The 13,482-nt window shown below is 36.4% G+C and carries 14 protein-coding genes; 3 read left to right on the top strand and 11 right to left on the bottom strand.

Features of this window, described 5'->3' with window-relative positions; genetic code table 11:
- Positions 1–43: 43 nt before the first annotated feature.
- From RV17_RS09305 to RV17_RS09275, 7 genes are all read right to left on the bottom strand, one after another.
- Complete coding sequence (locus RV17_RS09305; protein WP_071869067.1) at positions 44–2,992, bottom strand: phage tail spike protein; 2,949 nt, start codon at positions 2,990–2,992, stop codon at positions 44–46.
- On the bottom strand, positions 2,989–3,777 hold the full coding sequence (locus tag RV17_RS09300; RefSeq protein ID WP_071869066.1) for a distal tail protein Dit: 789 nt from the start codon (positions 3,775–3,777) through the stop codon (positions 2,989–2,991). The genes RV17_RS09305 and RV17_RS09300 overlap by 4 nt, the downstream gene beginning before the upstream one ends.
- Positions 3,778–3,786: 9 nt before the next feature.
- Positions 3,787–5,412, bottom strand: a complete 1,626-nt coding sequence (locus tag RV17_RS09295) for a phage tail protein (protein ID WP_071869065.1) — start codon at positions 5,410–5,412, stop codon at positions 3,787–3,789.
- 15 nt (positions 5,413–5,427) lie between these two features.
- Positions 5,428–5,742 carry a hypothetical protein gene (locus tag RV17_RS09290; protein WP_249024360.1) on the bottom strand — a complete coding sequence of 105 codons (315 nt, stop codon included), beginning with the start codon at positions 5,740–5,742 and terminating at the stop codon, positions 5,428–5,430.
- Between the two features lie 23 nt (positions 5,743–5,765).
- Complete coding sequence (locus RV17_RS09285) at positions 5,766–6,113, bottom strand: tail assembly chaperone (protein WP_067484904.1); 348 nt, start codon at positions 6,111–6,113, stop codon at positions 5,766–5,768.
- Between the two features lie 89 nt (positions 6,114–6,202).
- On the bottom strand, positions 6,203–6,706 hold the full coding sequence (locus RV17_RS09280; RefSeq protein WP_067485098.1) for a phage major tail protein, TP901-1 family: 504 nt from the start codon (positions 6,704–6,706) through the stop codon (positions 6,203–6,205).
- A 252-nt stretch (positions 6,707–6,958) separates the two neighbouring features.
- Positions 6,959–7,366, bottom strand: a complete 408-nt coding sequence (locus RV17_RS09275; RefSeq protein WP_067484901.1) for a DUF722 domain-containing protein — start codon at positions 7,364–7,366, stop codon at positions 6,959–6,961.
- Positions 7,367–7,632: 266 nt separating this feature from the next.
- On the opposite strand from RV17_RS09275, the gene RV17_RS09270 reads away from it, so the two are divergent.
- The 3 genes from RV17_RS09270 (at position 7,633) to RV17_RS09260 (ending at position 9,017) form a co-directional block, all read left to right on the top strand.
- Positions 7,633–7,968, top strand: coding sequence for a helix-turn-helix domain-containing protein (locus RV17_RS09270; protein ID WP_071869064.1), 336 nt, complete (start codon positions 7,633–7,635; stop codon positions 7,966–7,968).
- 12 nt (positions 7,969–7,980) lie between these two features.
- Entirely contained in the window at positions 7,981–8,325 is a 345-nt protein-coding gene (locus tag RV17_RS09265) for an ImmA/IrrE family metallo-endopeptidase (protein ID WP_067484895.1), read from the top strand.
- An 86-nt stretch (positions 8,326–8,411) separates the two neighbouring features.
- Positions 8,412–9,017: a DUF5067 domain-containing protein gene (locus RV17_RS09260; RefSeq protein WP_071869063.1), complete on the top strand. Its 606-nt coding sequence runs from the start codon at positions 8,412–8,414 to the stop codon at positions 9,015–9,017.
- 379 nt (positions 9,018–9,396) lie between these two features.
- On the opposite strand, the gene RV17_RS09255 is transcribed toward RV17_RS09260, so the two are convergent.
- The 4 genes from RV17_RS09255 to cmk all read right to left on the bottom strand — a co-directional run bounded on the left by RV17_RS09255 (position 9,397) and on the right by cmk (position 13,474).
- Complete coding sequence (locus RV17_RS09255) at positions 9,397–9,672, bottom strand: HU family DNA-binding protein (RefSeq protein ID WP_002290178.1); 276 nt, start codon at positions 9,670–9,672, stop codon at positions 9,397–9,399.
- Between the two features lie 243 nt (positions 9,673–9,915).
- Positions 9,916–11,226 carry a ribosome biogenesis GTPase Der gene (der, locus tag RV17_RS09250; protein WP_067484889.1) on the bottom strand — a complete coding sequence of 437 codons (1,311 nt, stop codon included), beginning with the start codon at positions 11,224–11,226 and terminating at the stop codon, positions 9,916–9,918.
- Between the two features lie 188 nt (positions 11,227–11,414).
- On the bottom strand, positions 11,415–12,647 hold the full coding sequence (gene rpsA / locus RV17_RS09245; RefSeq protein ID WP_071869062.1) for a 30S ribosomal protein S1: 1,233 nt from the start codon (positions 12,645–12,647) through the stop codon (positions 11,415–11,417).
- 149 nt (positions 12,648–12,796) lie between these two features.
- A complete protein-coding gene (gene cmk, locus RV17_RS09240; RefSeq protein WP_071869061.1) occupies positions 12,797–13,474 on the bottom strand; it encodes a (d)CMP kinase in 678 nt (225 codons plus the stop codon).
- Positions 13,475–13,482 lie beyond the last annotated feature (8 nt).

Here is a 13,482-nt window from a genome sequence, read left to right as displayed (position 1 = left end):
ATTTTCTAAACCTTTTAGCTTTGAAACATAAATTTTTTCATCTCTATTTCACCGGCACAACAATGGAAGCAATCGCACTGGCACTAAAATATTCACGATCCAATTTTCCACAAATCATACCCAGCTCTGTATTTTGTTCATAAGTTTGGATTCGATTATCGTCTAATCCGCGTATCACACCCGTGTGCCCATAGGTATCATCAGCAAACCAAGTACCGACTCGTCCACCACGCGCCCAGTTGATAATTGCACCTACGACTAATTGATCGTAAGTCGGATTTTGAATGACTTTCCATCCAACTGCGTCCCAATCATAAGCAATCCCAATATCAGAAGCCGCAGAAGTATTTCCAATCACATGACTTAATCCATACTGTGTGCCTGCTCCTAAGCCACAGCCACCTAAATAACCCGAATATTCAGCAGATAAGCCATAGCATTGACCATTTCCAATTCGTTGATTCAATAGCGTTTCAAGATGTTTCAAGCCTTCTTCTCCAGTTGATTCACTAGCTTTTAAGTCTTTAAACTTGTTGTACCAATAAGTTGCTGCTTCAACACGTTCGCTCAACGCTTCTGCACCAGCGCGCTCATAGTTTTTCAAAAAGGCATAGGTTCCTGTATAAAGATCTTCAACATTTTTGAAAGCTTCGACACTAAGTGGGTTCACTGCTCCAATCCATTGGCCGTTATACATACACCACTCAATCAATCGTGCTTGGGCAGCAGAAGAGCGATAGTCTTGTGTAATCCTTGCGGCAGTTATCAATCGTTGAACATATTCACGACCATCCCAAGTTGCCGCACCAATTAATGGGTATGCAGACCCATCCCATTGTGTCCAACCATATGCTGGACCGCTGATTTGATCTGAATCTGGATTCATCGTTCCTCCAGTCTCACGACTAATATTACCTAAGATACTTGCAGCAGCAATTGGGCTATAGCCATTAGCCAAAGCAAATGCCCACCAATCCCATGCCCATTTTTCTGTATCTGTCGTCAGCTCTGCTGGATAACCTCCCGTACTTGTGCCCCCACCGGGGTTAGGTCCACCATTTTGACCTGGGATTACTTTTTGTCCATTAATGTACAGCTCCTTTGCGTCTAGTCGCCCATTTACTTGTACTTTCCCTTCAAACGTTACATCGTTTTTAAAGACAACCTTTCCCTCACTAAACGTACCTTCTCCCAAAAGTTTGTACTTCCTCTTTTCGCCATTCGATTCTTTGGGAATCTGGAAAACAGCTCTTGAACTACCACTTTCATAAGCAGAATTAATGGAAAAAATCTGTCCCGGATACTGGATGACTGCAAATCCATTTGGTTTACCAGCTCCCGAAGTTCCTTCGATTTTACCTACAACTTCCCCCTCAACTGCCTTTTGCCAATTCTCATTCGTGTAATTTAAATCTTCTGGTGTTTCTTTGTAGTATTGAAATTCTAATGATCCTCTATCTAAAACGGCTTGGTAAGTCATATTTCGATGAGCCGATTTCAACATGACACCCTCCACAAGTACTCCATTCAAAATACCTGCACGAATAAAATTCGCATTGAATTGACCATCTAATGACCAAGCGGTTGTTGAAGGACCATTATGAACATCTTTGATTGTTTTCCATTGGCCTTGCTTACATTGCTTAAATGAAATTCCAGAATTATTTTCAATCATAAAATACTTCGAGTTAGGAATATTTTTCCCGTCCATATAAACCGTTTCATATACTTCACGGCTATTGCTAACACCCGCTTCAATTCCATTTACCTGATAAACAGAGCCACCATTTTCTCCAGCACCACGCATGATATCATCTTGATATTTTCCGATTTCAGTCGATTGATAGAAGTTCATTTTCGTTGTTTCCAAATCAGATAAGTTAGTTGAAACTTTTGCTGACTGTTTTCTTGTATCTTTTGTTAAATTGTCACCTAATTCAACCGTTGTTTTTCCAGTTAAACGATTGATTTTCGTCTTATAGATTCGAGTGGCATAATGATACCCTTTGTCATATCTATGAATAGTTACCGTATTACCAATAACATCACCGTCTGTTACTTCTGCTCGAAATTGCGCCAATGGTCTAGCCGAATCCAGTAAAGTCAGATAAGTATTCTTTAACAATTCTTGTGGGTCATCAATATCGTCAAAAACAACAACCGTTTCTCGTTTATACATCTTTCCATTCTTTTGTGGGATACCAAATTTTTTTGTTGCTACAGGATCTTCAATGAAAACTTGCCCTTTAGGTTTATCTAATGGATCTCCGCTTGCTTTTTTCCATTCCACATTGGTAAAATCAAGTCGCTTTCCTTGGCCATTTCCAACATTTTCACCTTTTCCACGACCGATTATTGAAGTATAAATAGTGCTTTGATCGACTTCTTTAATCACCGTCAATGCTTTGCTGCCATAAGTAAATCGCGTATTAGAAAGTGAACCAATCTGCTGATGTACTTCGATCCACTTATCTTTGATTCCATCCGCATCAAGCGTGCAGAAAAATAAAAACTCCATTCCGAAAGTTTGCAATTGCTTTAGTGCTTCTCGTACAGAAAGATAATCAAAAGTTACTGTAACCTTAGATAACTCTGGTTCGACATAACCCAGCCGCCAGTTTCCGTTAGTAAAAGCCAATAGCTCATTGAGTAAAGAAGTAATCGATTGATTCTTTGCTAGTACCCGGCTGATAATATACGAATCCAATTCATCCGGTGCAAAACCAATTCCAGTAAATTCAAGCGTTTCATTCGGATCACTTACTTTAGTAATTCGATACAATGAAAAAGACGATTCGCTTTCACGAACCGCCATAAATTGCGCGTTTGCAATTGTCTCATCAAATCTCGTTGTAACATAAAGCACGTCGTTCAATAATTCTTTTTTCTCTGCAGTAATTTCTTTTTCTTGAGAAACTTCAATTAAATTCTTCGCATCTTTTCGTTTAATCAAATGCTGAAAGTTATCAAAAAAATAAACTGTCGAATTCAAATAGTCGCCCCCCTATAATAAATTTTTAGTGTTCCGTTACTGCTTTTTATCTCTTGCCCTTGTTCCAGACAAAAATTTTCAAAATCACTGTCCAAATCAATGATTGGTGTCCAGTCTGCTCCGTTTACTAATACACGTTGCTCAGCAAACTGAAAAACGATCTTATCACCGATTTGGATTGGTGCATCACTGATGCTAATGGTCTGTTTTCCATTAGTGATAGTAATTGATTGATTATTTGACAACACCGCTTCGATTTTACGTGGTGTCACCGGGAAAAAAGTTGGTATACCAACATAACCATCTGTCACAAATTCTTTCGTGTACTTTAATGGATCAACACAAAGAATTGTAAAACTAGAAATAACAGAGTTAGATTCACCACTGACTGTTTCGGCAGAAGTATAACGTCCATAATAATAGTAATCTAGCTCATCATAAAAACGGATCTCAACATCATTTGATCGATACAAGTGATTCAATAAGGTTTTAAACTTAAACTGCAAAGTTTCTGGATTACGATCCTCAAGTTTATACGTGATTTTCAGTTCTCGTACTGGAAGTGTCTGGTTCATCACAATTGCGCCCACTTGGATTGCTTGCTGTTCAATTTCTGCTGAAAGCATTTCTCTTCCCTCAACTTTTAGCGTTTGGTAACCTTCAATTAGTTCTTCCAAAAAAACACCATCATAGCTCATGGCAGAAGTTGGAAGAAATTGTTCGAACATGTGCCAGCTCATCACGGTATCTTTAAATGAATATAATTTATTTTTCCATTCTTCCATTTTTCCCTCCTAAAATTCTAAATTCAATTCTGTTCCTTCTCCTAAAGCTTGTGAAATATCATCCACGAAAGCTCTAAAATTCTGTTTGCCCAATGTAATCGTAAATACTGCTGGCTTTGCGGAACCTGTAGAATTTATTCGATGTTCAACTTGTGTATTCATCTGACCGTTCGCTCGAGTTAATGTCGCTTCCAAATCTAAGTCGCGTACTGGTTGAAATCCATCGGCTAAATGATCCGCCATTGTTCCAATATTTTTTTGAACAGTATAGAAGCCATTGGTTAATCCTTGATTTAGTCCTGACATCATTGCTTGCCCTGCAGGAATCAAAATTTTACTGTCATAACTAACTGGGCCCTTATGTTTAACAATCCAATCTGCAATGCCAGTAACAAATTCTTTTCCTGCTTCCCAGGCTGCTTTTAAACCATTGATAAAGCCATCAATAATCGCTTTTCCTGCTTCTAAAAGATCGATTTCTGACAAGGAACCAAACAAATCTCGAATTCCTCCAATAATGCCATTGACAATCTCTTTCGCTGTTGCCATAAAGGTTGAAAAAGAAGATGTTACAAAATCACCAAAAGTACGGACAATTGACTGAATTCCCGCTAATACACCATCCCAATCACCTTTAATTAAGGCTAATACGGTTTGAATGATTCCCGAAATAAAGCCCATAATAAAATGAATCGTATTTTGAATCTGATTAAACACACCACTGACTACTGACAAAATGACGGATAATACTGTTTTGAACACATTAGAAATGATTGCCCAAGCTGCTTGAACAATTACTTGTACTACCGTGCTCCATGCAGTCCAATATGCTTGAATTTGACTCAAAACAACTTGAACAACTAGTTGAATTGCAGCTAAAACAACAGTAAAAATATTCTGAATACTTGTCCATACGGTACTGACAACATTCATAATCGTCTCCTGATTTGTTTGCCACCAAGTTAAGAGCATCGCAAACATGGTCTGAACAAAAGTCGTGATCGTTGTGATTACTGGTTCCAAAAATGACTGGATTGCTGTCCAAGCAGTAATGATCGCTTGACGAAATGTTTCATTGGTGTTCCATAAATAGATCAATGTTGAAACTAAAGTCACGACAGCAGTGATAATAATTGCTATCCAGTTCGCATTCATTGCAGTCGTTAATAATTTCTGTGCAATCGTTGCACCTTCCGTAGCCTTTGTCCAAACTTGATATGCAGTACCTAAACCAGCAATCTTATCCTGGATTTCAACAACTGTAGAATAAGTGGTTAAAACATCATCAAACCCCGCCATCGTTTCACCAAAGCCAGCCCCTTGTATCCCATTATTAACAGCACTTGTTACCTCGGAAATTTTTCCAATCAGGTCTTGAAAACTTTCTACTTCCTTTGAAGAGGAACCAGCTAGATCCATTGTTGAAGCTTTACTAGTAAGCTGTTCAAATTGCTTGACCGTTTCCTTTAATGAATCAGTGACTGTGTTAATAACTGAATTAAGTGAGTCAAAACCAGAAAGATTACTTGTCATTGATTTGATTGCTTTGCTTGCCTTCTCAATGCCTGTATTCATTGCACCCAAAGATCCTTCACTAAAAGCTGCAAGAATACTTTCCGCTGTATAGTCTCCCATAAATAACCTCCTTTCTTAAGTATTTGCTTTTTTGACCAGATCCAAGAATTCTTGATTTTCACCTTGTGGTAGATAGCCAACAATTTTTTCTTGTAGTTTTTCATAATCAAAGAATGACTGAAATGTTGGATAAACAGGTACTTGTTTTTTCCCCTTTTTAGCCTGGGCTTGAACTTCATAATTTTTCCAGGCTGCAAGATGTAGAAAATATTCTTGATCCAATTGTCTTAACTGATATGCTTTTTGTCGTAACTGATATTCAGAAATCGTCATTCGATCAATTTCAAGAAAATCATTCATTTCTAAATAACGTAAACAGTTCAGTTGCACTTGCTGGTATATCTCAGTAAAATTTATTGGTTTGCTTGAATGCGTTCTAGCAACTGTAGGGTCTTGTTCTTCGTAAATTCCGACTTTTTTAGCTCTTCTAAGAGTTCTTCAAACAATACCTCAGACCCATTTTCCACGATATAATTTGCTAAATCGTCTTCACTAACCTTTGGTGTCTCGGTACTGTTTGCAACTTTTAGCATCTCAACTAACGTTTCGACATCTTTATTAAAAAAATTCGATAAAATACTTTCTAGGCCCATTTTCAAAGTTAAGCCATTTTCTGTTACCGAATAACGACGATTCATTTCCTTGATAAAACCATAGCCAAATACAAATTGGTAGTCTTTTTCTTTAATCACTAAGTTCATCTTGTCTCTCCTTTTTAATTCTGATATTCAATTGTTTTTGATAAAAAATGGATTGTGTTAGTCATGAAACCACACAATCCATCATTAGATTAAACTGTTTCAGAAACAGTGTCCTTAAACGTATACTGAATCACTTTTGCTTGGTCTTCAGATAACGTAGCATATCCTTCCTGACCAACACCGTTAACAGCGAAAGCTAAGCTTAGTTCCACATTATCTTCTGCTGTCGCATTTGGTGTAAATTCCGAAACATAAGCTTGATAATAAGTTGCTTTATATTTATCCGCGTCTTCACCAATTCCATTTTCTGCTTTGTTAATTTCCCAAATTTCAACAATTTCGCCATCTAATAATGCTTTTTTCATCTCGTTGACATGTGTGTCTCCTTTGGCAACAATCGAAGTTGCAGAGAAATCATATTCAACGGGACTCAAAGTATGGACATTTCCATCTTTCGTCACAGTGGCTTCTGACTCACGGGTTAAGCCATTTTCGTGTTCCGTTTGAAACGCCATTTTCCATGCGGGTCCTTCACTTGATTTGCTTAATAAACGATAAAGCAAAATAACGTCAATTCCTTTTAGTGCTTCCATTTTTCTTCCTCCTGTTTTTGGTTCAAACAAAATAGCTCCATTTTTGACCATCTTATTTGAATTTTTTTGAAACAAAAAACATTAATCTAAGTAGAAATCACCACCTTATAATAACTTCAAGAAAATCTTTCAATTCTAGTTTAGTTTTCTTCATTTTTAAGAAGCAAGTTAGTTCATTCTGAAATGTTTATTTTCTTGATGATATTATTTTAGCCTGTTGACTATGAAAAAAATTCCTGAGTTTTTCCATAGTTACAAACCTAACTCATCTGCAACAGTTTCAAAAAATTCATTTCTTAGTTCATAAGCCTTACTTTTACTAATAAACAAACGTTGACTCATTCCTAGTAAATTAACTGTTGCATTTTTTTGTAAATAGAGTTTTTCAATAATTTCTCTCGTATTTTCATCCGCACGCGCCAAACAATCTTTCACTACGTCACGATTCCTTTCCAAATTCCAAAGTCGGCGATCCATCGCAATGGTGATGGCCATTCTTTCAGTTGCTATACTATGGCTTCCTTGACCACGAATCGAACTATTTAAATCAGCTTCTATGAATGGATGACGTAATTCTTCTTCTCTTTGTTTAATATACGCATCTGTTTGATAATAGTCGGATAAAATATCCTTAATATAATTAAATGTTGATTTTCGCAAAATACTTCACTCCTAACTAATTTTATATAGGTAAAAAATATATTTTATTGTAAATTTCTCCTCTCACTATCTTCATAAAAAAATATAATTAACCAGATAAATCAAACTTACATTGACACAAATCCCAAAGTTCTATAAAATAAAAGTAACAAAACGACTCTTCTCATTCGTTTTGTGTTTCTATGAGTAATCTATAAACAATATTATCCCATTATTTTATAATTTACAATATTTTTATAAAAAAATATAAAAAAGGAGCTTTTACAATGATTTTATACGAAAGAGTTTCAGAACTTTCAAAAAAACAGGGAATCAGTTTAAACAAACTGGCAGAAGATATTGGATTATCTAAAAATGTGATTTATCAGTGGCGAACAAGTAGTCCAAAAGCTGAGACTCTTGAAAAAGTAGCAGAATATTTTCATGTTTCTGTAGATTATCTGCTTGGACGAACAGATACACCTGCTCTAGGAGATAAAGTAAAACTACCTGAGGATCTCGACAAAATTCTAGACAATGTGAAAAGCTTTGATGGAAAACCAATGACTGATAATGACAGAGAGGCCATTCGCGCATTTTTAGAAGGACGAATGAGTAAGTAAGGAGTCTTTTTTATGAAAACAATAAAGGAGCTACTCGCTAGTCATGGAATTGAGCTAGTCGTAATGGAATTAGAAAAAAGAGGCTATTATTTTGATGAGTTGAAACTGATGGTCGTTAATCAAAATCAATCGGAAGAAAAACAAAAACAAGTGATTCTTCATGAACTCTATCACGCTCTTAATCATTCAGATTTTAACGCGTTATACACTAATCCTGTCTTCCATTCAAAAATGGAAAACGAAGCAAATACTTCGATGATTAATTATTTGATTCAAGAAAATGATGGTCAATTCAACTACACAAGTGTGCTAGAAGAATTTAATTTGGGGTTAGGTTGGGAATGTCACCTGAAATAAAAAAAGTCCGTGCTGTGAACACGGACTTCCACCTCATTTTTGAGATACTTACAACATAATTATATCAAAGAAATGGGGAGTTAAGAATGAGAAAAGTTATTTTGGGGTTATTATTTACATCATTATTTTTAGGAGCATGCGGAAATAAGCCTAACAGTGAGTCTAGTGCATCAAGCAGCACACAACAAGAGATTACAGAAAAGAGTAGTGAAACAAAGGCCACTTCTTCAAAAGTAGAAACTACAAGTGATTTTGTTGCAACTGCGTCAGAAGCAACTTTCGATGGCACTATGTTAAAAGGGAACTCTTATTCTATTAAGATTACCGATTATAAAGTTATCCAACCTGGTGAAGCTGGCAATGACTACGGGGAAAAACCAGTGATTGCTTTTTGGTTTGATACTTTAGTAAATCCTGATTATGATAATTCAGCACCGATTTCGCCCAACACTGCATGGATTCTAAATTTTAAAGCGATACAAGATAACGATCCAAATAAAGTAAATAAACTAACTATTGCAAGTTTGCCTGATGATAAATATTTACAAGATCAATCAGCTGAAATTAAACCCGGTGGCTCCATTTCAAGTGCAGTTGCCTATGAATTGACAGATACAGAAACGCCTGTAACTCTTACTGCTGAAAGTATGATGGGGGATAATTTTGGTAGTGCTGATTTTCCTGTAAAATAGCACAAAAAACACACCTTTCAAAGTAAAGGTATGTCTAAGATAAATAAACCTAGCATTATGCTTATTATAACATCAACAGGAGACGTTAAAAATTGTGTATGAAATTATTGATTGGCGCTTGAACTATTTTTAAGTATGTAGAAAGATATAAAAATCCTTATTCTGAAAAGGAAAAAAAGATTAGACTAAAAAATTTATGTGCAACTTAATGAGAAGAAAAAAGAGAAAATTCTGTTTCATGAAAAAATAAATCAGTAAGCTGTTTAGAAAGAAATGGTCTTTAATTATTTTGTATCTTTTTCGCCTCTTTCTCTTTATAGTATATAAAAAAGATAAAACCCATTAGAGCCCTAAAGCTCCAATGGGTTTTATTGCACAATTATTTAACTGCGTCTTTCAATGCTTTACCTGGTTTGAATGCAGGTACTTTGCTAGCTGGGATTTCGATTTCTTCACCAGTTTGTGGGTTACGACCTTTGCGAGCTGCGCGTTCGCGAACTTCGAAGTTACCAAAACCGATTAATTGAACTTTTTCGCCGTTAGCTAAAGCATCTTGAATAGTTGAAAATACAGCGTCTACAGCTGCAGTTGCGTCTTTTTTAGTTAAATCAGTAGCTGAAGCAACTTTTTCGATTAATTCTGCTTTGTTTGCCATGGATTAGATTCACCTCCTCAACAAGAGATATGATGTAAAACATCAACCAATTAAACAATCTGAGTGGTCCAGAATGTTTAATAGAAATATTGACTTACTTCAATATTCTGTTATCACGATATCATATAAACCGCTTAATGGCAAGGTTTTTACTGATTTTAACGTGCTTTTTTTGGTCATTAAAACGTAATAAAAGAAAGTACCTTTATCCTTTGAAAAAAAAGAATGACTATGGTAAAATGCCTATTTTCTTCTTCTTGGAATGATTCGAATCGAAGTTCCTTCAAAAGTAAATGCCTTACGAATTTGATTTTCTAAAAATCGTTCGTAAGAAAAATGCATTAATTCTTCTTCATTAACAAATACCACAAAGGTTGGCGGCTTAACAGCCACTTGTGTTGCATAAAAAATCTTCAAACGTTTGCCTTTATCTGTTGGTGTTGGATTGATTGCCACAGCATCCATGATGATGTCGTTCAACACCGCAGATGAAACACGTAGATTTTGATTCATGCTGACATCTTCAATCATTTCTGGCAGACGATTCAAACGTTGTTTCGTCACTGCAGAAACAAAAACAATCGGTGCGTAGTCAAGATAACGGAACTCATCGCGGATTTCTTGTTCAAAATCACGCATTGTGTTCGTTTCTTTCTTCACTAAGTCCCATTTATTCACCACAATGATGACTCCGCGACCTGCTTCGTGTGCATATCCCGCAACACGTTTATCTTGTTCACGAATTCCTTCTTCAGCATTTAAGACCATCAAAACGATATCTGAACGATCAATAGCGCGCATAGCACGCATAACACTGTATTTTTCAGTATTTTCATACACTTTCCCGCGTTTTCTCATACCTGCTGTATCAATCATCAAGAATTTTTGACCATTTTCTGATACAAAATGAGTATCGATTGCATCACGAGTTGTTCCTTCAATGTCCGAAACGATTACACGATCTTCGCCTAAAATTGCATTGATTAAAGAAGATTTACCGACGTTTGGACGACCAATTAAACTAAATTTAATTGTATCATCGTCTTCTTCTTCCGTATCAGTGGCAAAATATTTGACTGCTTCATCTAAAATATCACCAATTCCCAGACCATGACTCCCAGAAACAGGGTATGGATCGCCTAATCCTAATGCATAAAATTCATAAATATCATTACGCATTTCAGGATTATCTACTTTGTTAACTGCTAAGATAACAGGTTTATTACTGCGATATAAAATCTTTGCAACCATTTCATCCGCATCAGTGATACCTTCTCGTCCACTGACTACACAAATAATCACATCTGCTTCATCAATCGCGATTTCTGCTTGATGCTTGATTTGTTCCATAAATGGTTCGTCACCTAAATCAATCCCGCCTGTATCGATCACGCTGAATTCACGACCTAACCATTCGCCTTTTGCGTAAATACGATCGCGAGTCACTCCTGGAGTATCTTCGACAATCGAGATACGCTCGCCAGCGATGCGGTTAAAAATCGTAGACTTACCGACGTTCGGACGGCCAACGATTGCAATTGTTGGATTTGCCATATTTTTTCCTCCTCACAAGTTTCCAATCCTACTTAGTTTAACGAATGAACCCCAAACTTTCAAGCTTAGTTATTCAATTCATCCAACTATTTTACATTTTTCTTGATTATCTGTAATCAATAACGAAAAAAATAAGACCAAGACAAAAGCTTTCACTTTCGTCCCAGTCATAAACTGACGTTACTTAATTATTTATCTGATTCGTCGTCTGCTGTTTCTTCAACTTCTTCTTTTAAAGCATCACCTAAAATATCACCCATTGTGAATCCAGTATTTTCTTCTGGTAATTCATATGATTCAATATTTTTTGGTTCTTCTTCAGAAGCTGGTTTTTCTTCCAGTGCTTTGATACTTAAAGCAATACGATGTTCTTCTGGATTAACTTCTAACACTTTCACATCAATTATTTGACCTTCTTGAAGTACTTCATGAGGTGTCGCAATATGTTTATGTGAAATTTGAGAGATATGAACAAGCCCTTCTACCCCAGGAAAAACTTCCACGAAAGCGCCAAAACTTGTTAGTCGTTTAACTGTGCCTTCTAAAACAGCTCCAACTGGTGCTTTGGCTTCAATGTCTGTCCAAGGTCCAGGCAATGTATCTTTGATTGATAGTGATACACGTTCTTGTTCAGGATTGATTGATAAAACTTTTACGTTTACTTCATCCCCAACAGCCAATGCATCACTTGGTTTTGCTACGTGACTGTGTGAAATTTCTGAAACGTGAACAAGTCCGTCGATTCCGCCTAAGTCAACAAAGGCACCAAAGTCAGTCAAGCGTGCAACACGCCCTTCAATGACATCACCTTCATGAATAGCAGTTAACACTTCTTTTTTCTTTTCTTCTTTTTCAGATTCAACTACTGCTTTATGAGAAAGGATCAAGCGATTTTCTGATGGTTCGATTTCAATAATCTTGAAGCTCAACGTTTGACCTTTATAATCTGAAAAATCAGCTACAAAGTGATCTTCAACCATTGATGCAGGTACAAATCCACGTACGCCAACATCAACAACTAAGCCACCTTTAACTACGTTTGTTACTGGTGCTTCGATAATTTTACCAGCTTGGAAGTCTTTTTCGATGTCTTCCCAAACTTTTTTTGCATCTAAACGGCGTTTTGATAATAAATAACTTCCGTTTTCTTTATCTTTACCAATTGTACTAATAACAACTAAGTCTAAAAGATCGCCTACATGAACAAGTTCATCAATGTCATCTACAGGTAATGTCGATAATTCTTTTGCTGGAACGACACCTTCAACGCCAGCACCTTCGATTCCAACAATTACTTGTTTGTCTTCAATAGCTAAAACTTCACCTTTAACTACATCGCCAACACTAACTTCTTGAACGCTCTTCATTGCATCTTCCATTGACTGATTGCTATCTGCTTGATTTTGATCAAATTCTGTCATAACACTTGTCCTCCTAACCAACATTATGCCGTAAATACGGTACTAATTTAAGTTTAATTGATTCTTAAAAAAAAATAAAGCGATTTCGCCCGGTTTATTTGAAAATTATTGACTTTCCGCCAATTTCATCGTTTTTTGTCAATTAATACTTACAGTTGGTAGCCTTTTTCAGAAACAACGTTTTTAATCATTGCTACCACTTCTAAAATAGATTTTCCAGTTGTATCAATTCGGACGGCATCTTCTGCTTGTTTCAACGGAGAAATTTCACGCGTTGAATCATAATGATCACGCTCTTGGATTTCTTTTGTTAGTGTTTCTAAGTCAGTTGGGATTCCTTTTTCTTGGTTTTCTTTATAACGGCGTTGTGCTCGTTCAGAAACACTCGCTACTAAAAAGATTTTGACCTCTGCATGTGGTAGTACGGCTGTCCCAATATCACGTCCGTCCATTACTACGCCACCGTTCTCACCAATTTGTTGTTGAATAGCAACCAGCTCTTCTCGAACTTTTCCATGTGCAGAAACCTCCGAAACAGCTTTCGTTACATCTGGTTGTCGAATTTCAGCTGTTACATCTTGTCCTGAAATAAACACATGTTGACCATCTGCTTGTTGTTGGAAAGAAATCGGATTTTCTTTAATCAAAGTAACTAATCCTGCTTCGTCAGCAAACGAAATTTGATGCTTGATTGCCAAATAAGTCACTGCTCGGTACATGGCTCCTGTATCTGTGTAAATATATTGAAAATCTTTTGCTAAAATTTTTGCTACAGTACTTTTGCCCGAAGAAGCCGGCCCATCAATTGCAATACTAATCTTTGTCATAAAAACGC

Origin of the sequence: Enterococcus thailandicus (genome assembly GCF_001886265.1) — a bacterium.
Lineage (GTDB): Bacteria > Bacillota > Bacilli > Lactobacillales > Enterococcaceae > Enterococcus_B > Enterococcus_B thailandicus.
The sequence above is the reverse complement of the archived record's forward strand: the minus strand, read 5'-3'. Positions and strand labels throughout refer to the sequence as shown.

Coding starts and splice junctions, on each gene's coding strand:
- RV17_RS09300 (WP_071869066.1), bottom strand. CDS start 3,777: ATGGAAGAATGGAAAAATAAATTATATTCATTTAAAGATACCGTGATG.
- RV17_RS09295 (WP_071869065.1), bottom strand. CDS start 5,412: ATGGGAGACTATACAGCGGAAAGTATTCTTGCAGCTTTTAGTGAAGGA.
- RV17_RS09285 (WP_067484904.1), bottom strand. CDS start 6,113: ATGAACTTAGTGATTAAAGAAAAAGACTACCAATTTGTATTTGGCTAT.
- RV17_RS09280 (WP_067485098.1), bottom strand. CDS start 6,706: ATGGAAGCACTAAAAGGAATTGACGTTATTTTGCTTTATCGTTTATTA.
- RV17_RS09270 (WP_071869064.1), top strand. CDS start 7,633: ATGATTTTATACGAAAGAGTTTCAGAACTTTCAAAAAAACAGGGAATC.
- RV17_RS09265 (WP_067484895.1), top strand. CDS start 7,981: ATGAAAACAATAAAGGAGCTACTCGCTAGTCATGGAATTGAGCTAGTC.
- RV17_RS09260 (WP_071869063.1), top strand. CDS start 8,412: ATGAGAAAAGTTATTTTGGGGTTATTATTTACATCATTATTTTTAGGA.
- RV17_RS09255 (WP_002290178.1), bottom strand. CDS start 9,672: ATGGCAAACAAAGCAGAATTAATCGAAAAAGTTGCTTCAGCTACTGAT.
- der (WP_067484889.1), bottom strand. CDS start 11,226: ATGGCAAATCCAACAATTGCAATCGTTGGCCGTCCGAACGTCGGTAAG.
- rpsA (WP_071869062.1), bottom strand. CDS start 12,647: ATGACAGAATTTGATCAAAATCAAGCAGATAGCAATCAGTCAATGGAA.
- cmk (WP_071869061.1), bottom strand. CDS start 13,474: ATGACAAAGATTAGTATTGCAATTGATGGGCCGGCTTCTTCGGGCAAA.